Below are 20,896 nucleotides of genomic sequence, written 5' to 3' on the forward strand. Positions count from 1 at the left end.
CTGCTGACGGAAGAAACCAGCTTCAAAGCTGGGATCAAAAGAAAGCAGAAAAAAGCGAACCGTAGCAACAGCTACCTTTCGCAAGTCCTTGCAGGGCAAGGGGTTTCGTAATCTTTCCCTGAGTAGATGGGTTAGTTGATTCGGAGTTACAGCCCAAAATAAGAAGAGTTGACGCGCTAAACAGTACAGTTTTTAAGTACATAGTGAGTATTCAAAGTTAATTATTTAGTGGCATTATCATTTAAAACAATATCATGGGCAATAAAATCATACTTTAATACCTCAATAGTTATTCTATTTCGAAGTTAATATTTTTGATTAGCTACATTGCTAGGTTAATAACAGAGAACGATGCCAGAATGAATTACGTGTTCTAACTCTATACTTAATCATACAAATCCGGCAGTGCGAAACGAATAAAGTGAACGTGTCAAAAGCCCGAATAGCGTTACCCAACAAAAACGCCCTTCACATAAGTAAAGGGCGTTTGTTATTTGAGATTTTGATTAGCGAGCTATAACACCAACCCACCATCAATCTTGAGCACTTGTCCGGTTATAAACGCACTTTTATCAGACGCTAGAAACGCAACGCCATTGGCAATGTCTTGCGCCGAGCCCATGCGTCCCAGAGGCGTTTTACTTTCCATCATTTGAATGACTTTTTCAGGCAAGCTCTTTGTCATGTCGGTAGCGATAAAACCTGGAGCAACACAGTTGACTCGGATTTGAGCGCCTTTTCTTGCGAACTCTTTCGCCCAGCCTTTGCTCATCGCTATCACGCCACCTTTACTCGCGCCATAATTACTTTGACCAATATTGCCATCCGTTCCCACGATAGACGAAATACTGACAATACTGCCTGCGCCTTGCTCTAGCATGACAGGTGCAACGCGCTGGGTGAGTAAAAACACCGCTTTTAGGTTCACTTCGATAACGATGTCCCAGTCTTGCTCTAACATGTCTGGCAGCAGTGCATCTCTCGTTATCCCGGCGTTGTTGACCAGAACATCAATGCGTTGATGTTTCGCGACGATGCGGTCGACCACTTCACTTACCGCTGCGGCCTCACAGAGATTCACTTGATAACTTGAAAGGTTTGGCGACTGACTCCACTCCACAGGCGAGATATCTAGCCCCACGACGTGAAATCCATCTTCGAGTAATTGTTCGCAAATGGCCTGCCCTATACCGCGAGCAGCCCCTGTAACGACGGCGACTTTTTCGTCTTTCATCTTGGTCTTCCTTAAATGTTGAGAGTACAAATCTTGCTTGCTCCTAAGCGCTTATCGTTATGTGGCTCTGTGCTTCTCATACGCAAAGGGGTTTATTTAGATAATGAAACTATAGGAATATTCTGGAAGTAGGGTGTGAATGAATCAAGACAACTTGATGATGTTTCAGCCCGTATTATTCCTAGAATCAAGATAGAAATACGATGGAAAGCCCTAAGCCTTTGAAGAAAAAAGCACCAACAATGCCAGTGGTGCTTTGAGTAAATGCCGTGTTAATGCCTTGTCTCTAACAAGACGTGCCTTTTGAAAGGTGGGAGCAGGTTAAATATCATTCCGATGATAAACAACGTAATAACAATCGTCGCACCGCTCGGTAAATCATACTTTGCAGAAGCTGCTATCCCCAGCAGAATACCAATTGTTCCGATACCTAAACTGGCGATTAAAAAACGTCTACCTTTAAGACTTGCGGCACACAAACCTGGAATCACAAGCAAGGCAAACTCCAAGTAAATCCCTGTCAGTTTGACAGTGATAGGCATCAAAATAGCGAAGATGAGGTAAAAACCACTACCATGCATAAACTCTGGTTTTAGCGTTAGCAACAATAACATTGCCCCCGTAATGACAGCCAAAGGCCAAACATCTTGCCATGTTGACCACAGTAGCTGGCCATTCAAGATCCCTTGAATAAAATCGGCACCGTGTGGGTCTTTGCTAACCAGTAATACTGCCAATGAAGCGGACACAACAAACAAGCTGCCGATCGTCGGTTCTAGGTGAGGATGTTTACGCTTTTCAAGCGCAGCAATAACACCACAAAGCACCAAAGACATCATCCAAGGACCAAGCATGCTGCCAAGCCATGATTCGGATAGCCAAGTAGAACCAGCATACCAAGAAGAAGAGTTCAGCCAATAGTGACTTAGCGCTGCTCCCAATGCTGCGACCTGAGCAACCGCCAGATCGATAAAAATGATCTGCCGCTGTAAGACTTGTTGCCCCAGAACGATGTTGCCAACTAACGCAATTAAGCCACACAAAACCGCTGGCGCTAACCAAAGGTATTCACCCATAATTAAAATTTCACTGAACTGGGTGATACCAACGTGGCGAGCAGATCAGTAATCACTTCATCATAGAGCTCATCTAAGCTTTGCTGTTTTGAGACCGTCAAAGGTAACTGCGCTACAGGCTTATCCGTTTGTTGCTTTAACCACATAGCCGGACGTTGATCTTGATGAGATGAAAACACAATAGCGTCAAACTGTTTGGCATCCAATTGAGTTAAAGATTGCAGATGCGACGTCGTTGGCGATATCCCCGGTTTCGGTTCAAGATCCGCGACTTGAACCATACCTAGCCAATCAAATAGGTATCGGTAAGTGGAGTGATATCCAACGACCCGTTTCCCCTGTAATGGTTGAGCTTTTTGTTCCCATTCATTGAGCTTTTTTTGCCACTTCGCGCGAAACTTCATACCATTAACTTGGTAACTTTGTGCGTTGTCGGGATCAATCGCTTTTAAGCGCTCCGTTACTTTGCGAGACAACGGAATCATGTCATTTGCCGCAAATTGAACATGTGGGTTTCCGTGCGCATGGATATCCCCCATGCTGCGGTCAACATGATCATGAGAGTCCAACATACGCACGAAATCGGTCGCATAAATCATGCTTTGAGCACCATTTTGAACAGCACTATTGCCACTTCTATTTTGAAGCATCGGCAACCAACCTACCTCCAACTCAGCGCCAGAGCACATCGCCATGTCAGCTTGGCGCATCTTGGCAATTAAAGACGGACGAGCTTGAACATAATGCGGATCTTGCTTAGCCGTGGTTGCTGAGTAAATGGTGGCGTTTGGGGCATGACTTTCAAGAAAAGCTTTCCATTCAGGCTCACAAACGAAAATGTTAAGAGCCAAAGCAGGCGAAGAGATGATGGCAGATCCCGCCGCCATCATCACTAAACTGCATTTACTTATCGCAAGTTTAGAACGCATGTGCACCGTGCGCTCCAAATGTCATTACGTATTGCAGAGTAAACACGTTGTCTGTTTCGCTGTCTTGGTTATCAATGCGAGTGAATTGCGCACGGATCGTACCGAAATGAGAAGAATCCCATGCGATCATCGCATCCATCTCTTTATCATTCAGTGCTGTGAAATGCATATGATCGCCGTGTGCGTGGCCATCATAGCTTTCTGCTTCGCCGTAACGTAGGCCTGCAGACCAACTTGGGTTGAAGCGGTAAACGCCCGAAACATAGTATGCGCTTAGGTTGTCTGGTGACTCTGCATCGTTCTTGTATTTGCTGTCTACTACACCGTCTAACAACATGTATTCCGCAGATAGCGTGAAGTTGCTGTACTTGTAGTTACCATCTGGTGCCCACTTCCACACAAAATCTGCGCCGTATAGGTTCGCACCCGTTACAGCCGCAGCGTGGCTGTGGTCATGTTCTTCTTCGTGACCATGGTCGTGATCTTCGAATTCTTTAACTTTGCCATTTTCGTTACGCAGGTAACTTAAACCAAACTGCCAACTTGAAGATTCAGAGAAATCATTACCAAGCTTCATCGTTGTCGTGTAAACACCAACTTTAGAGCCATCTTCAACAGAAGACATCTTGTTGCCGCTTAATGCTTCTACACCAAACTTCACGTAAAGATCGGTTGGCAGAACGATGTTTGCGCGTACACCGTCATCATAGTAATGCGAACCAAGGAAAGTACGGTAAGCAATTGGGCGTTCAACGAAACTGTCAGTGTGCATATGTTGATTGTTGAGGTAACCGAAGTCAGATAGGAATCGGCCTGCGCGCACGTTTACACCGTAAGGCAATGCCAAAGTTTCGATGAATGCTTCTTCAAGCTCTAATTCTGTCTCATCGCCATGACTTTCAAGAACAGCGGTCAACGCACCGTGAAACTTGTCGTCAATATTTGATGATAAGTTCAATTCCGTATGGCCTAGACCAAAACCTTCTTCGCGCTCAGAATTATGACGTTGACCATCTTGGTAGTAGCCATCAACAACAACACCAATCTGTGGGTTCGATAATGTATCGGCAAAAACAGGGGACGCAAAAATGCTGCCGATCGCGAGAGAAACCAATTTCTTATTCACTACTTCTTTTGTTATGTTATAACATTTAATTTTGCGATGTTATAATATAACAATTATCATTACACAAGCAGAAGTTTAACTCGGTTCCGACTGCTAGCTCGTATTCAATCCCTGATTTCGACTATCAACAAGTGAATCAATTGATGTTTTTTATACGTATACTATTGAGAGTCAATCATTAGATAAGTAACGGAATTTCAGTATGTTGAATATGGATTTCTCGAAAAGAATCGTGATAGAAACAGGTGAACAGGAGTGGATCGCCAGCCCTTCCAAAGGCGTGTGGCGTAAACCTTTGGAAAGAGAAGCCAAAGAATCAGGGCACACCACCAGCGTAGTGAAGTATGAGCCAAACTCGCACTTTTCGACTCATCCTCATCCTCACGGAGAAGAAATATTAGTGCTCGAAGGAGTGTTCTCTGACGAACATGGTGACTACCCTGCTGGAACCTACTTGCGTAACCCTCCTGGAAGTCAACATGCGCCCTATAGCAAAGAAGGCTGTGTGATTTTAGTTAAACTAAATCAATTCAATTCTGATGATCTTGAAGCAGTTCGCATCAATACGAACGAAGCGAATTGGTTACCTAGCATTGGTGGGCTGGAAGTCATGCCATTGCATGATTTTCAGCATGAACATGTCGCATTGGTTAAATGGCCGAAAGGCGAGAAGTTTCAAGCACACCGTCACTTTGGTGGTGAAGAAATTTTTGTGTTATCGGGAGAGTTTAAAGACGAGCTAGGAACCTATCCTCCCTACTCTTGGATACGCAGTCCACATATGAGTGAGCACTTTCCTTTTGTAGAGCAAGAAACGGTCATTTGGGTAAAAACAGGCCACCTTCCACTCCAAGCTCCTGCTCAGCAATCCTAATGTTGGAATACTTGGCATCATCCCTTGAAACTAAAATCGGCTCGTAGATTACGAGCCGATGATCATTGCGTCGCTAAGAGCCCATAATTCTCGAGTGGAGCCAATCTTTGAGCTCAGCTCGATTATGTTTTAACACGTTCATTTCGTGATCATCAATCGGGCTTCCTTGCAGTTCTAGTACGCGGATTTCCTTATCTAAAGCATTGTAGTTTTTAACGGTTTCAGCAAATGATGCATCGTTTTCGGCAAGCTGAGTAATGGTATCCAAATGTTCTGGGAATTCATGAGTTAATGAGTGATTTTCACCTAACATAGAGACCTCTTGGCTAGAGTTATTGATGTATATCTCCGCTCATTTTTTGAGCGACACATTCTTAACCATAGCACTTCATTGAGCACAATATCGTCGATTTGAGCACACTTTTACTGAACGTCTTAATGATGGTTCGTCGCTGTTTTCGACCCGGTAACTCCGCTCGTTGTTATTCTGTACTTTGCCAATAATCGGCTACATTTAATACACTTCTCATAAAAAGGTACATCTAATGAACAGCATGAAAATTGGCCTAATCAGTGCATCAATAGCCGTTGCACTTATTGGCTGTAATTCAGACAGTGACTCTGTCAGTACAATGACTCCTGTTACTTTGTCTGTATCAGATGCCCCTATTGATGACGTATCAGAAGTGGTGATCACATATAACAAAGTTGCATTTCTTCCTCTTGATGGTGGCACACCACAAGTATTCGATGTGTATAAAACAAACGAAGAAGGCAATTTGGTCGACGAAGATGGTAACCCCCTTCCCGATGGTGAAGATCCACTCCCCCTAAGTGTTAACTTACTCAACTTCCAAGGCAGTGACGCACAAGAATTGGTGGATGATGAACTGATACCAACTGGTAATTATAAACTCTGCGTGTTTGCTAATGATGGCGATCATCCAAACTACCCATCGTATGTGATTGACGAAGCGACAGGAAATCAAATCCCACTGACCGTCAAAGGTGATGGGGCTTGCCCACAAGGTGTCGGAAAGGATCCTGATTCTGGAGTACTGTTCTTTAACAACACCTTTGCAGTCAACCCTGACAATAATGAGTTCGTAGTTGAATTTGATCTGCGCCGTGGCTTAAAAGACGGAACAGGCCAAAACGAAGGCTACAGCATTCAACGCACCTCCGTCACTTTAATTAACACGGTTACAACGGGGGAGATTCAGGGTGATGTCGCAACATTGACCTATCAAAGCTGCGAAACGGATACCCCAAGTGCAAATGGATATTCGCACGCGGTCTACTTATATCAAGGAAATATCGCCGAAGAAAACATGGGGCCATTTGCCGGCGCAGAAGGCCAAGCAATGCCAATCGCAGCAGCGAACGTGGTTCAAGACGTTGATGATGCAAATTACGAGTACGAATTCGGTTTTGTAGAACCTGGTACTTACTCGGTCGGTTATACCTGTACGGCAAATGACGATTCTGAAGAAGGTATTGTCGCTGGCGAAACTTTCAGCATTTATCAATCAACTAGCGGACTTAACGTATCCGTTGGTACTAATACAGACGCAAACTTTTAAGATCCCCTAGAAATGGCAGAGTCAGCACAAGCTCTGCCTTTTCTTCATGGCGTTCTTGGTCAGCTCTTTGCTCACCACAAATCGACTCACAAGATAATACGTTCGTTTTCATCCTTAGAAGAAGCTAATGGGTAGATAGAAATCCAGCTCAAACGCCTCATCATGGCTGAGAAAGTGATTTTTATGATAATGGACATAAGCGGGCGTAGAACGCTGTTTAAAGCCAGAGTTAGGCAACCACTTCTCTAATACCATACTCAGTTGAGGAAGAAGCTCACCATATACTCCCGTTAAGCGAAAGACGGCATGTAAACCGCCTGGGATAGTCATTTGATTCACGACGCCACGCACTTTGAGCGGCGTATCAATCTCCATACAAGCCACATAGCGACACTTGTCGAGTTCGACCCAAGCAGGGTTGGAGTGATGCAAACCGTATTGAACTGAAAAGTCCCGATTCTCAGAACTTGCCCACGCTTTCAAAATCAGCCACGCATTGCGAATGGAACGGTTATAGCCCTCATGTCGAACATACGCTGCAAAGCGTTGTGGGACCTCCATAATTTTAGGTTCTGGCAACTCGCGTTTCGCAACCCGATGATAACCCGCAGCCACTTCCGGATCCTTCAAATACGGCTTTTCTGCGACTTGTAAATCATGCTTTCGCCACGCACCGGGAGACATAGCGAACGTCGCTTTAAACGCTCGGCTAAAAGAAGATACCGAGCTAAAGCCGCACTTGTTAGCAATATCTAACACCGATGAGCTGGTATCAAACATCAGTTGGTTGGCGGCGTATTCCATTCTTGTACGGCGGATATATTGATGGATGGACTCCCCCACTACATCTTTAAAAATACGATGGAAGTGTTGTTCAGAATAGGCTGCTACATCTGCTAGCTCTTTAGCCGATAACTCTCTGCTAATGTCCTGATGAATGTAAAACAGCACGTCATTGATTCTGGAAACTTGTTGATGGCTCACGGAGTAAACTTTCGCTCAAATAGCATAAATGGACATGTTTAACAGCATAAATGGACACACTAAGCTTGGCAATTTACCTATACTATTTCTGACATAAAAAAAGACAATTACGAGAAGCACAGCACATGGAAATCGCACAGTCATTACAACAAACTAAGTCATCCTACATCCGAGAAATCCTCGCAGCAGCGAGCGATAAGAACGTCATTTCTCTTGCGGGTGGCTTACCGGACGAAAAAACCTTCCCGATCGACTTAATGAAACCGACGCTCGAAAACCTCGCGAACATGCCAGAGGTGTTTCAATATGGCGCAACAGCAGGCTACGCACCGCTACTTAACTTTTTGACCGATTATTACCAGCTACCAGAATCTCATTTGGCGATGATCACAACGGGTTCTCAGCAAGGGCTAGATTTGATTGCGCGTGCGTACGTGAATCCGGGCGATAAAGTGGTGATGGAAGCGCCAAGCTACCTTGGTGCTATGCAAGTATTCGGTTTAGTGCAAGCCAACATCGTGACCGTTTCGCAAACCGAGTGTGGCCCAAACCTTGAAGAACTCGAGCAATGTTTTGCCACGCAGCAACCAAAAATGTTCTACGCCGTGCCCGATTTTCACAACCCAACGGGCGTATGCTGGGCGCTAGAGACTCGCCAAAAAGTTGCCGAGCTTTGTATCCAATACGACGTTGCATTCATTGAAGACGCACCATACCGAGAGCTGCGTTTTTCTGGTGAAGCACTACCGCTGGTTTCGGATTTCTGCCCGCAGCACTCCATCGTGTTGCGTTCATTCTCCAAAATCGCCTCTCCAGGCTTGCGTATTGGTGTGGTAACGGGCAAACGCAGTTACCTTGAGCCACTCATCAAAATCAAACAAGGTGCCGATCTGCACTCTAGTATTCCTATGCAAGCTTTGCTGCATGGTCTACTGCAACATGACAACTTCGAAACGCACATTTCAACCATCTGTGCGCTTTACAAATCGCGTTACGATGTCATGTTTGCTGAGCTGCAAAAACAGCTGCCAGAAAGTTGCGTACTCAAACCTGTCGATGGTGGCATGTTTGTATGGGTCGAAATTCCAGAATGCGACACCTTCGAACTTGCGAAGACTCTTCTCGCAAACTGGGTTGCTGTGGTGCCTAGCCCGGTATTTTATCCGGAAGGTTCAAAGGTAAAAGCCGCTCTGCGTCTTAACTTTACCAATGCCACACCAGAAGAACTGACGACTGCTGTCACTCGACTTGCGGATGTACTCAACGCTTTGTAATTAAGCGCATGCGTTAGAATTTGCCTTTGAGATTCGAAAAAGTCTCAAAGGCAGCATCAAAAAAGTTCCCCAAAAAATTTTATATTTTTCTCTCAAATCAACTCTCTACAGTAAGTGCCTGTTTTCTCTTGATCCTCTCACTCATATAAAAATGAGAACCTAATCACGTATTTGATGGTTAGAAAAGTTACGTCTATCTTTCAAACAAAAGACATCAACTTCGCAGCATTAATGTTCTCAATTTCAGACACTTTACTCAGTCGTGGCTTAGCGATTGAGAAAACGACTAGAAAGCATCTGCGGGCATACCCACTACGAAGGATTGACCAGAACCATTCTGAATGTCGCGAGCCAATCTTTTGATTGGCAATTACGTCAGTGAATCGCACCAAATGACAGAGGGGTTATCAGGATGAACACTCGAACCACGACAGGACTCGTCGCCACTGGCTGGTCCGTTATCTTTTCACTTTTTACCGCATTCGCCGCGTATGCGAATACGTCTCCAAACTGTAGTGATGTTTTAGCGGGCAACACAACCGCCGTATCGCAAAAAATGATGGTTTTACTGGGCGAAGACATCACTAAATCCAACCGCATCACCACAGTGATTCCAGCCGAAAACAATCCATTTGTAACCGAAGAATTGGTCTCGGTTTCCAATGACGTATCGCCCAATGGACGTTTGCCACAAAAGACATTGGAAGAGATCCGAAAAGTACGCTCAGATTTAGAAAAAGCCGCACAGGAAGTAAGCCGATTACAAGGTACTTTTGAAGTCGCATTTGTTAGCTTGATTGATGGCTACTGCCAGTTCTCGAATCACGAACTTACTCAGCATGCCAAAATCGACTTTGACCATTTGGAAGGTCTAACGCTGTATTCAATCCCAGCGCTGTTGGCAATGGTGGATCAATCGTACGCGATGGCTGAAAACCGCCTAGCAAACGAGCAAAACCAATTGAGCAACATTGAAAAAGAAAAACAGAGGCAGAAACAGCAAGCAAGTGCTGCGGCAGCCGCTCGTTACCAAGACGGTAACGTGTTGGTGAAAGTCGAGAATTTTGATGGCTCTAATGTGACGTTTTCCGTCACTAACGTCGGTTCACAAGGTTCATTACAGCCAAACTTCAACACGTTTAATGCCTATCGCACCGAAAGCGGAGAGCTAGTGTATAAATCGGAGTCTTTGTTGAACTTAGCAGATACTGCGGGTAACACACTTGAAACCATGGGGATCGCAGAGCTCTCATCACGAGGGGGAAATAACTTGTCAATCTCTCCGGGTGAAACCCGAAAATTCGTCACCAGTATCGCTTCAGAAGTCGCACCACACGCACAGTTAAGCTTGGAGTTCCCAGCCAAAGTATTAAATACCGAACAAGACTTCACGCTGTCGTTTTCTGACACGACGGCTGTGGCTACAGCGAATGTAAATTAGCTGAAAAGTGCTCATCACAACGCGCACAGACGTAAACTTGTTGTTTGGCAGCAAGATCAAAGACAGGCACATTTCGCCTGTCTTTGCTTTCGGAAAAGTAAAATTATCACTGTTTGCACTTATAAGCATTAGCAAACATAGTAACCGATGTGGAGAAGTCCAACGGCTCATATAAATACAATGTATCTGCGCCCAAATCTGCCGCTTTGATGCGCATTTGGTTTAACGTACCCCAAACCATGTCTTTATCTGCGTGCAGCCAATAATCATAAAAGTGCCCTTCCGAGCCAATTACCGTTCCCATTAGCTCGCAGTTTTCAATCGCATTCACGTTGTCCCAAAGCACTTGGACTTGCTCAGATTCTTGGGTCGGGAACATCACACATCCCGTCAATGATGCCGCTAACGCAAGACACATCACTCGCTTTTTCATAGTCATATCGCCTAAAAATTATTTAGATGGCGGATTTTATGAATTGCTTATGTGATGACCAACAAAATATTTCTATCGCCCCTTTAAATAGAAATAATGGAAGCGAAGAAAACTCTAAAGGCAGCGTATACCGCTAGTAATCACATGGCATCTAAGATAAAACAGTAGCGATAATATACGGATGAGGGATAGAGTTTGGTTTCTAAAAATAAGCTAATTCGCTATACGGCTACGGAAGTCGCTGATGCATTTGAAAAAGAAGATGAGCTCATTAAACAAGTTCAGTCCAACCAACTCTCGCAAGTGCTATTACTTTGGCAAGTAAAAAGCCCGACGCTCGTGCTTCCCGCGGGTAAGAAATGGCCAGTGTCTAATGAGTTAGAACATGCGTTAAATGCGTCTGGCTGGAAACTCTTTTCTCGTAAAACTGGCGGTGCCCCCGTCCCTCAAGTACCGGGTATTATTAATCTATCCCACATCTATCACTGGCCAGACGGTGAGCCTTACGACATCAAGAAAGCGTATCTCGATTTGTGTGCGATTTTGACAGTTTTCTTTGAGCAACTGGGCGTGAAAGTAGATGTCCATGCTACGCCTTATTCCTACTGTGATGGCGAGTACAACCTCAATATTGGTGGTCAAAAAGTTGTGGGAACCGCGCAGCGCGTTTTACTGAAAAAAGGCGGTGGGCAAGTGGTGTTATCACAAGCATGCATTCTGATTGATGCCGACGTTGAAAAGATTGTCGCACCGGTAAAATTGTGTAATCAACTTTGCGGTTACAACGATGATATTCGTGGTGATGTCCACACACCGCTCTTCAATCATATATCCGACCGCCCCTCGATAGATTCACTCTTTCAGCAACTGACTAGCGCGTTTTTAATGCATGCTAAAGGCGACTAAAGGCGCGTTAACAACCAAAAAAGAAAAGGAGCTTTCGCTCCTTTCCTACTCAATCAACCAACGTTAAAAGCGAACTTCCACTTCGACCCCTTCAATCCATCGACTTTTTTCCAACGGCTCATCAAAGCTCAGTGTGACTTTTAAATAGGCTGGCTGCCCTTCAAATGGGCTTTGAAGTTCTGAAGGCAATTTGTTCACAACCTCAACTGGCTTCGATACCGTCGCTCTAAACTTTCGACCATCAGGAAATACGACTTTTGCTTTGGTTTCCATATTACTGTATTCGAGGTATTTAGGATTTAGAAAAGCCGTAATTTCAGGTGTCACGTTGCGAGCAATCGTGAGCAATGGCGTATTTTCCGATACATTTTGCCCCTCATGCACATGAATATCGAGTACACGACCGTTCATCGGGGAACGGAAGGTGAGATCTTCTTGTTGAGCACGCTTTACTACCAGCTCACGCATTAAAGAACGATACTCTTGTGTCACTGGACCAGCTAACTCTAACTCTTCCAAGTTACGCATCGCATCCACATAAGCAATTTTCTGACTGCTTAACTGATTGCTCAGTGAGTTATTCACACTCACAATAGCGGCGTAATCCACCTCAGACACTTGCCCTTTCTTTCTGTAAAGGTCGTATTTTTTCTGAATATCACGGACCTTCTTCAAGCCTTCGGCTGAGCTTTCAATAGCACTTTTGTATAGCTCATCAGTACTTTGCACCTGATTTTTAGACAGTTTCACCAGCTCATCTTTAATGAAATCAATCTCTTTATTCAACGCGTTATCTTTTAACAACAGCAGCGCTTGATCCTGAGTCACTTCCGTACCGACATTCACAGGCACTGGCCCAACAATGGCAGAGCGAGTTGCCGTCACCGTAAGTGGATGTGACGTGATAATGGCAGGCGCCGTCACTAACACTTGCGTTCTAAACAAGTAATAAGCCATAAACAAAAGCGGACTGATTACAATCGCTAAAATCAAGTACCAACGGAGACGATAACCGCCACGCTTTGCCTGTCCGTAGACGACTTTCATCCCGTTCTCAGACTGCGGTTTGTTTTTCTTATCTAAGTGAAAGTTAACTTTCATACTAAAACTTTTTACCTCGCTTCAATACCCACCAAGGTGCCATACTCGACTCTTCATGACTTCTCCTCACAACTTCATTAACCATTGAGAAAGCGGTAATCAAACGCATGAAAAACTGGTAGACAGGGTAAAGAAATAACCATTTCGCTGACTTCAAATCCTCTTTTTTTCTCTCTGATACAAGCCCAATGTAGACAACAAAAATCAGAGCAGATAAAAAGAGGTAGACAAAATAGAGCATTAGCATCAACGCCAATACAAATTTAAGTGGATAGACAATCACCATGTACACGCTAAATATCACCACAAGCAGCGGCAATAAAACGTTTTGAATCACGCCATAAGCCAAAGTGAATAAAAAGTTCCCCCAACCGAGTAGCCGTGGAGACAACCCTTCATTGTGTTTACGCAAAAACAAAAACAATAAATCGCCATCCCAACGCAGCCGCTGCAATACCAAACCTTTCAACGTATCTGGCACATCAGTATGGCCGATGGAGTGCGTCGAAAAGGCCAACTTATTATCAGGGTAACGACGTTTGTATTGCTTCAAGCGCATGGTTAAGTCGAGATCTTCTGCAGTATGCGTATCCCAGCCCCCCACTTGCTTAAGCAGGTTCTTCCGAAACGCTCCGAATGCGCCAGAAATGTTATTGAGAACACCCCATGTCGCCATCCCCGTTTTACCAGCTTGCATCGACAGCATGTACTCCAAGGATTGCATTTTGGTCAACAAGTTGGCGTTATGGTTGCGAACTCTTAACGCACCACCGCTCGCAATCACATTTTTATCCGAAAACTGTTTCATCATGGTGAAGACCATGTCGTTATCGAATGACGTATCTCCATCCACGTTAATGACGATTTCACCACTAGCCATTGATAAGCCAGCATTCAGTGTTGAAACCCGGCCTCCTCGTTGCCATTTTGGCAACACTCGCACTTTACGATTACGAACGCCTGCATGCCTTTTCTCACCATTTAACGCGGCTTGATAGGTATCTTGGTTTTGCACCGCCCCATCAACCACAGCAAGTACTTCAATATGACCTGGGTAAACTTGCTCAACTAACGTATCGATAGTGATCCCAATCGCATCACCTTCACCATAACAAGTAATAACGAAACTCACTGAAGGAAACCGCTTTAATTCTCGGTCTTCTTGCGCATATGACCAACGAAATATCCCTGTTAGCACCAGCAAATATAGAGGTAGCTCGATAATGATCATGACGGGAAACAGCAATAGCCATAACTCTTCGTTGTGAAGTAGCATACCTCGAAGATAGTCGAGCAGAACGAGACTATCTTGCAGCATAAATCTCCCCCATCAGCGATTCCATCCAAACAGAAACACCGTCTTCAATGATCGGATCGGGCAGGTCCCAAGCAAAGACATCCAACTCAAACTCTTCGTCTTCAACAAGTTCACCCAGATCCGATAATTTTTGCTGTAAAATGGACAGGCTCGCGTTGGTCGTATTTGGCATTAGGACAAGCAAAACATCCTGTTTGTACTGACAACAGATATCGGTATCTCTAAACAAGCCGCTAAGACGACGCGTCAGTTGATCCATCAATGAGAATAATTTTGCATCGCCATATTGCTTACCGTATTCATCGATCGTCGGTAAATGCAGTCCAAGTAAAAGGTGCTGTTCTTTGTGTCTCAGCGCGACTTTATTTAACCATGCAAGCAAATTTTGGAAAAAGCTGACTTCCACTTTGCCTTTGATCGATAGTTCAGGAGCTTGAATGGACTTACCGTGTTGGAAAATGTATTCACCCACTTCACCAAGTCGATATTGGTAAATTTTACGGACAACAAGCTCTTCAACTTTGATCTTTGAGTCACAACTTAAACATTGACTGATCGTCGCCGCTTCAACAAATAAACTGGAGCAACTATTACAAACGTGGTTTTCAAGCGGGCGGTCATAATCAACGCCGATATGGCGCAGCTGGGTCAAACATTTAGGGCACTCGAGCTTTCCACGGCGCTGAAAGCTGTGTTGTTCACCAACATGGCCACAAGTGAAACAGTGCAAAGAGCTTTGAGAGTCGATATCGATGCTGCTGCAATCCGGGCACACCTCTACATAATTCAAGTGTCTGCTGTTGCAATGAGAACAAACACGAATTCTATCGATCAGCACTTCCGCTTCTAATACTCCGCGACCTTGCTCTGAGAGCACGTATCGATAAGTCGAATAAATATCAGGAAACAACATATCGATGATTGGATACGAATAAACCGACATAGACTCTAAACTTTTTAAAGCAGTCACTCTTCGCTGACGATTGACCCCAAGCCAACCAATCAAAGGATCTAACACTTCCGGTTCATCAATGGCATCGAGCTTGCTCTGAATGGATCGCCAAATTTTTATTGATTCTCTAGCTTCAAAGACACCGTCGGTAACGCATCGAGAATAAGGGGTTTCCACGGTGACATAAACCGCCCAAGACCAACGCCCTTTCTCCTGATAAAACGCTTTCAGCGCGGTTCTATTTGGTGTGGATCTTGATAAGCAATACACACCATGCCACCGAGTCCCGTTGCCACCTCATCAATATGATTAACCAAAACCATATCTTCAGCTAACTCACTGACAGGCTGTTCACCAACCCAGTAGAAATTGTTATTTATTGACGACATTTTATTAGTTCTCACAACCACAAAATTAATTCATAACATCAGAAATATAGAACTTGCAGTAACAAAGCACTCTAGGTAGACAAGCCTTGTCACCGTTAAATACAACAATAGAACAAATATTTAGAGAGCTTTAACTCAGGCAGTAAAAGCAGAAAGATCTCTGAATAAAGTGTGAGGGAGGCCGTGAGTAGAGAAATCGGATAGCAAAGCGCATAGTACAACCTTTTGTTAGCAAGCTGGGATAATAGTGCGATTTGATGCCGAATGAGATCCTTGCATTCACATCAAGCTCATTGTTTTATATCAGTCGATTCCTTTCTGCTCAGCATTTAACCATACCGTCATGTATCAAATCTGAGACTTGGTAATACTTTACTAACTAATTCCCATTAAAATTGAGTGGCAAAACACTGAATAACATTCAATCATTCTGATTATTTATCAAACAAGTATTTTTAAGCCGTTTGAGTGATTAATAATCACCATTTGTCTCGCTGTTTTTTCCGAAAGAACACGTAACACATTCAAACTACAGAATGAATCTACGTCACTTTTCTATGCTCTTTTTTGTTCAAAAAAGAAATGAGATCCAGTTCAAATATTTATCCACAACAGAATTAGTTGAAGCCAGCGCGTAAAAGCCTCAGAATGTCGCACTTTTCGTACCGATTTGTTTTCGGCGCGTTGTTATCTAACTCTACAATTGAGAATCATACATATGGGTTTTACCTCTTTAGGTCTATCTGCTCCAATCCTTAAAGCTATTCAAGAAAAAGGCTACGACACCCCCTCGCCAATTCAGGCAAAAGCAATTCCTGCTATTTTGGAAGGGAAAGACGTAATGGCAGCAGCGCAGACTGGTACAGGTAAAACTGCAGGCTTTACGCTACCGATTCTTGAGCGTTTATCGAACGGCTCTCGCGTTCGTGCTAACCAAGTTCGTGCACTTATCCTGACGCCAACGCGTGAACTTGCAGCTCAGGTGCAAGAAAACGTGTTTATGTACAGCCGTCACCTTCCACTAAGCAGTGCGGTTGTTTTTGGTGGTGTGAAGATCAACCCGCAAATGCAGCGTCTTCGCAAAGGTGCGGATGTGTTGGTCGCGACACCAGGCCGCCTGATGGATTTGTACAACCAAAATGCAGTGAAGTTCGACCAACTGGAAGTGCTAGTACTGGACGAAGCAGACCGCATGCTGGATATGGGCTTTATCCGCGACATTCGCAAAATCCTAGCCCTGCTACCAAAACAGCGTCAGAACCTACTTTTCTCTGCAACTTTCTCGGATGAAATCCGCGACCTTGCGAAAGGCTTGGTGAACAATCCGGTTGAGATTTCCGTTAACCCGGCAAACTCGACGGCGAGAACGGTTGAGCAAAGCATCTACCCAGCAGACGTGAAGAAGAAAGCACCGATGTTGGTTAAATTGATCAAAGACGGCGATTGGAAGCAAGTGCTGGTGTTTACGAAAACGAAACACGGAGCAAACCGTCTGGCGAAGTTCCTGATCGAACAAAATCTACCTGCTGCTGCCATCCACGGTAACAAGAGCCAAGGCGCGCGTACCAAAGCACTGGCGGATTTTAAATCGGGTGAAATTCGTGTGTTGGTCGCGACGGACATTGCTGCACGCGGTATCGATATTCCTCAATTACCGCAAGTGGTGAACTTTGAGCTACCTAAAGTGGCAGAAGACTACGTTCACCGCATTGGTCGTACTGGCCGCGCGGGCGAAGTAGGTAAAGCGATTTCACTCGTGTGCGCGCTAGAAGCATCTGAGTTGTTTGCGATTGAACGTTTGATTCAAGAAGTACTACCACGTAAAGAGTTGGAAGGTTTTGCGCCAACCAATGTGGTGCCAGAATCTAAACTGGATACTCGCCCAATCAAACCGAAAAAACCTAAGAAGCCGAAAAAACCAAAAGCGCCAAATGCTTCGGGTGAAAACGCTCCAGCAACCGAAAAGAAAGCAGGCAATGGTGCAAACAAACCTAAACGTCGCTTCAACGGCGGTAACAACGGCAACAAAAACAGCACCAACCAAGGCGGTGCGGGTAAGCCTAAAGGTAACCGTGAAGGCCAAGGTCGTGCACACAGCAAACCAGATGACCGTAAACCTAACGGCAATAAACCGAATGGAAATAAACCAAACGGTAATAAGAGTGGCAACGCTGGTAAACCGTCTGGTAACCGCAAGCCAAACAATGCTAAGCCTGCAGGAAACAAACCATCAGGTCAACGCCGTAAGCCTCGTCCGCAGGCTGCAAACTAATCTGTAAACGGCCACCGATAGCAAATACAACAAAGCCGCTGATAATCTCAGCGGCTTTTTTTTCTTAGAACACAGTTTTTAGAACGCAGCTTTGTTAAAACAGCCTACATTAAAGGTGTGATTCGAATATCTGCGATTTGCGCTTCGTTCTTTTCACCCTCAATACCACCAGCGTAGATGTAGGTTTCATTCGATTTGAGGTAACTCATATTGAAGTGGTCCTTCAGCGCGATCTGATAGGTTTTTCCCTGCTCCAACGCTACTTCAATTGGCGTTGAGTAACGCATACCTTGGTTTTCACCAATATGGCCCATCTGCAAGTAACCTTGGCCAACCACCTTACCTGCATCATCCAATACCTCTAACAATTTCACGGTGTTCGTGATGCCGGTATTAAGTTGTCCTAGGTTATTGTTGTACCAAGCATCGAACTGGTAAGTGCCCGTTACAGGAGCTGTAAACGACTCTGCACCTTTTACGAGGCCACTGTCTTTGCTCACCGTAACCACTGAGACATTGTCTTTGAGTGGCTGATATTCGCCATCAAGTTTGATGCGGATCTCTTCACCGACACAAACCGGTTGGCTTGGGTTAGAACGGAAGCCTTTATCGTTAATGCTTTCAGCCAAATAACAAGCAAAACCTGTTGGCGTATCGGAATAAGATTGAGCAATCACGTTCTTTTGAATCAGCTCGCCATTGCGATACAAGTTCACGTTGTACTTGCTCGTCACGTCAATCGAAACCGAATTATCAACGCTTTTTACCACCAATGTTGGCTCTTGCGGAGAATAAACGCGACTGTCTTCACTCACATACGGTTTCACCCCAGAAACTAAAGTAATGCTGCTATCTACATTCACAAGCGCGCCCAGTGTCACGTGGAAATGCCCCTCTTCGTCCATCGTGACATTTTCAACTGGGTAGTAACCTGTTTCATCTTTGCTTACTTCAGGCAAATCAATGGTTACCGAGTAGTTCTTTCCTTTAAAGGCAAAGTTTTCCAACGTGATTTGTTCAGACTGAGCCAACAACTTATTGCGCACCCAACTTGTGATAAATGGCTTCACTTCCAACTTACCTGTTTCGGTATGGATGCCAAATAGGGTCTCTACCACCATGTTCAAGTAGCCACCCACAGACCAAAGCTGACGCTGAGAGTTAATCACTGGGCCATCCAAGCTCGGATCTTCGCCATGATCACTATGGATGATGAATGACTTACCAGAAAGCCACTCTAAGTTTTCCATGTTGGATAAATTGGTTGCTGTACCACGAACCAACGATTGAATGGCATTGTTCGCTGCTGCCACGTTTTGTGTTTGATGCGCGGCGCGCAAGCTGTACGCGGTAACAAATGGCCAAATTGCGCGGTTATGGTACACAGGCACGTCCGGTTGTTGAGGGAAGTAAACCGGCACGCCAAACTCACTGTGTGGGTAATTGGCCATGATTTGTTTCGCCTGTGCATCGCTTGCCACACCACTGATGATCGCAAGTGATTCGCCCAACATATCGTATTTGTCGACCGCGATGTCTTTGCCATTATCAAACAAATAACTTACGTACATACCGCGTTCGGCATTCCAAAACTGCTCGTTGATAGCGGTTTTTAACTTCTCAGCCCACTCGGTGTATTTGACCGCGTTGGTTGAATCGTACTTCTCTGCCAACTTAGCCGCGAGCTGAATCGCGCGGTAGTGAACCACGTTTGTCGATAACGCTTTGCTGCTACCAATCGCATTGACATCGTTTGGCGTCCACGTTGAATACGTTTGCTCACGCCAATCAAGGAATGATTGCTCACCAGTGTATAAACCAGATTTCGCATCAAAAGCCGCCAGGCGATCGGCTTCAAGTGTATTACTGATAGCTTTATATGCGCGCTCAGCAAACTGGTTGTACTCTTCCCCATCCAATGCCGAAAGTAAGCGTTCTGCACCAAGCGCCCAAGTCGTGCGGTCGGTACTAATTGGCCAGCTGCCGCCAGTGCCCGTATCTTGCACAATCTGCTCGCCATCGTATTGCTGATCGGTCGTATCGCGGAAAGCGGACAATTTGAAATTCAAACCATTTTGCACGCGAGTTGGATTCATCAATGCAAGCGAAAGGTCTGCTGCGTACGCCAAATCACGCGTCCATACGTAATGCCACTTCGCGCCCGTCTCAAAAACTTCCGCTTTGATTGGGTTGTTGTAGTTGTAATTGCCGTCTTTGATTTCAGAAACGGCAAGCTGGTCTAGCTCTTTCATCGTCAACGCAAACAACGCATCAAACGCGACATCGCCCGACACCACTCGCGGCCCTGTTTGTTCATTAATCACTAAGCCTTGGTCGAGCGCATCACGCAATTCTGTCGTCGTTGAAATACCAAATTCACGCAGTTCAGCTTTAGGATCTTTCACCGAAAAAATCACGGTATCACTCGAGTCATCGTAATTGGCGAACAGTTTCACTTCTTTATTCTGATGCCCTTCATGCACCATTGCAGGGTCGAGAATCGCATCAGAGTAGTATTTTTCCGCTTCTTCTTGCGTTGCTTTCGTCACAGTCATTGTCGCGCGGCTTTCATCGGCAAAGCTCACAGAAAACTTGTAATACCCTTTGTCTTCAAACGTGATCTCAGAGTTGCAATCATCGTTCATACACGCTTCATTCGTGTCTGGTTTTGGCAGGTACTCTTGAGCTTTATCGAACGCCGCGGGCTCCTCAAAATAGGTGTATTGGATCTGCCAACCCGGATCAGCAATCTTGAACTGATTGCTACCTCGAGCGACGCGCAGTACGGTTTCGTACTCGTTATTACCCAAATAGTTTAGCTTGGCATGCTCTGCCGTGCCCCAATCCCCATTTAAACCACGTAAATATAAGTCGGCTGAAATAATTGGTTTGTCGACCGGCACAGGCGCATCAGAAGAATCTGACCCACATCCAGCAAGACCAATACAAGACGCGACAGCAAGCGCAATAAAACTCGGTTTCATGTTCATCCCTTAGATTGTTG

Annotated in this window: 16 protein-coding genes and 1 pseudogene; 6 read left to right on the forward strand and 11 right to left on the reverse strand. The window is 45.0% G+C overall.

Going from position 1 to position 20,896, the window contains the following annotated elements; translation table 11 throughout:
• Nucleotides 1-514: 514 nt before the first annotated feature.
• The 4 genes from NL643_RS12575 to NL643_RS12590 form a co-directional block, all read right to left on the reverse strand.
• Nucleotides 515-1,234, reverse strand: a complete 720-nt coding sequence (locus NL643_RS12575) for a beta-ketoacyl-ACP reductase (RefSeq protein ID WP_253644513.1) — start codon at nt 1,232-1,234, stop codon at nt 515-517.
• A 272-nt stretch (nt 1,235-1,506) separates the two neighbouring features.
• Nucleotides 1,507-2,310 (reverse strand): metal ABC transporter permease, encoded by an 804-nt coding sequence (locus NL643_RS12580; protein WP_253644514.1) that lies wholly within the window; start codon nt 2,308-2,310, stop codon nt 1,507-1,509.
• A 2-nt stretch (nt 2,311-2,312) separates the two neighbouring features.
• Nucleotides 2,313-3,239, reverse strand: coding sequence for a zinc ABC transporter substrate-binding protein (locus NL643_RS12585; RefSeq protein WP_253644515.1), 927 nt, complete (start codon nt 3,237-3,239; stop codon nt 2,313-2,315).
• Nucleotides 3,229-4,365: a hypothetical protein gene (locus tag NL643_RS12590; RefSeq protein WP_104972329.1), complete on the reverse strand. Its 1,137-nt coding sequence runs from the start codon at nt 4,363-4,365 to the stop codon at nt 3,229-3,231. The genes NL643_RS12585 and NL643_RS12590 overlap by 11 nt, the downstream gene beginning before the upstream one ends.
• Nucleotides 4,366-4,567: 202 nt before the next feature.
• Here NL643_RS12590 and NL643_RS12595 point away from each other — a divergent pair, with 202 nt between their 5' ends.
• Nucleotides 4,568-5,239, forward strand: coding sequence for a cupin domain-containing protein (locus NL643_RS12595; RefSeq protein WP_253644516.1), 672 nt, complete (start codon nt 4,568-4,570; stop codon nt 5,237-5,239).
• Between the two features lie 73 nt (nt 5,240-5,312).
• On the opposite strand, the gene NL643_RS12600 is transcribed toward NL643_RS12595, so the two are convergent.
• Nucleotides 5,313-5,552 carry a YdcH family protein gene (locus NL643_RS12600; RefSeq protein WP_005392770.1) on the reverse strand — a complete coding sequence of 80 codons (240 nt, stop codon included), beginning with the start codon at nt 5,550-5,552 and terminating at the stop codon, nt 5,313-5,315.
• 232 nt (nt 5,553-5,784) lie between these two features.
• On the opposite strand from NL643_RS12600, the gene NL643_RS12605 reads away from it, so the two are divergent.
• Nucleotides 5,785-6,822, forward strand: a complete 1,038-nt coding sequence (locus NL643_RS12605) for a DUF4382 domain-containing protein (protein ID WP_243328024.1) — start codon at nt 5,785-5,787, stop codon at nt 6,820-6,822.
• A gap of 114 nt (nt 6,823-6,936) precedes the next feature.
• Here the strand turns inward: NL643_RS12605 and NL643_RS12610 are convergent, their stop codons facing one another.
• A complete protein-coding gene (locus NL643_RS12610; RefSeq protein ID WP_045606594.1) occupies nt 6,937-7,806 on the reverse strand; it encodes a GyrI-like domain-containing protein in 870 nt (289 codons plus the stop codon).
• Nucleotides 7,807-7,931: 125 nt separating this feature from the next.
• Between NL643_RS12610 and NL643_RS12615 the strand changes: the two genes are divergently transcribed.
• Nucleotides 7,932-9,080: a PLP-dependent aminotransferase family protein gene (locus NL643_RS12615; RefSeq protein ID WP_006741414.1), complete on the forward strand. Its 1,149-nt coding sequence runs from the start codon at nt 7,932-7,934 to the stop codon at nt 9,078-9,080.
• A gap of 412 nt (nt 9,081-9,492) precedes the next feature.
• Entirely contained in the window at nt 9,493-10,521 is a 1,029-nt protein-coding gene (locus tag NL643_RS12620; RefSeq protein WP_253644517.1) for a hypothetical protein, read from the forward strand.
• A 106-nt stretch (nt 10,522-10,627) separates the two neighbouring features.
• Here NL643_RS12620 and NL643_RS12625 read toward each other — a convergent pair whose 3' ends face one another.
• A complete protein-coding gene (locus NL643_RS12625; RefSeq protein WP_253644518.1) occupies nt 10,628-10,954 on the reverse strand; it encodes a DUF4156 domain-containing protein in 327 nt (108 codons plus the stop codon).
• A 195-nt stretch (nt 10,955-11,149) separates the two neighbouring features.
• Between NL643_RS12625 and NL643_RS12630 the strand changes: the two genes are divergently transcribed.
• A complete protein-coding gene (locus NL643_RS12630; RefSeq protein WP_048624784.1) occupies nt 11,150-11,860 on the forward strand; it encodes a lipoate--protein ligase in 711 nt (236 codons plus the stop codon).
• Between the two features lie 63 nt (nt 11,861-11,923).
• Here the strand turns inward: NL643_RS12630 and NL643_RS12635 are convergent, their stop codons facing one another.
• From NL643_RS12635 to NL643_RS12645, 3 genes and pseudogenes are all read right to left on the reverse strand, one after another.
• A complete protein-coding gene (locus NL643_RS12635; protein ID WP_048624783.1) occupies nt 11,924-12,961 on the reverse strand; it encodes an HlyD family secretion protein in 1,038 nt (345 codons plus the stop codon).
• Nucleotide 12,962: 1 nt separating this feature from the next.
• Nucleotides 12,963-14,279 carry a glycosyltransferase gene (locus NL643_RS12640; protein ID WP_164665438.1) on the reverse strand — a complete coding sequence of 439 codons (1,317 nt, stop codon included), beginning with the start codon at nt 14,277-14,279 and terminating at the stop codon, nt 12,963-12,965.
• Nucleotides 14,266-15,620: pseudogene (locus NL643_RS12645) on the reverse strand (diguanylate cyclase). The gene NL643_RS12640 and the pseudogene NL643_RS12645 overlap by 14 nt, the downstream one beginning before the upstream one ends.
• A gap of 718 nt (nt 15,621-16,338) precedes the next feature.
• On the opposite strand from NL643_RS12645, the gene NL643_RS12655 reads away from it, so the two are divergent.
• Nucleotides 16,339-17,892, forward strand: a complete 1,554-nt coding sequence (locus NL643_RS12655; RefSeq protein ID WP_253644521.1) for a DEAD/DEAH box helicase — start codon at nt 16,339-16,341, stop codon at nt 17,890-17,892.
• 104 nt (nt 17,893-17,996) lie between these two features.
• Here NL643_RS12655 and NL643_RS12660 read toward each other — a convergent pair whose 3' ends face one another.
• Nucleotides 17,997-20,876: an amylo-alpha-1,6-glucosidase gene (locus tag NL643_RS12660; protein WP_193447405.1), complete on the reverse strand. Its 2,880-nt coding sequence runs from the start codon at nt 20,874-20,876 to the stop codon at nt 17,997-17,999.
• Between the last annotated feature and the right edge of the window lie 20 nt (nt 20,877-20,896).

This window comes from Vibrio sp. Y42_MX_L11, assembly GCF_024181785.1.
GTDB lineage: Bacteria > Pseudomonadota > Gammaproteobacteria > Enterobacterales > Vibrionaceae > Vibrio > Vibrio diabolicus.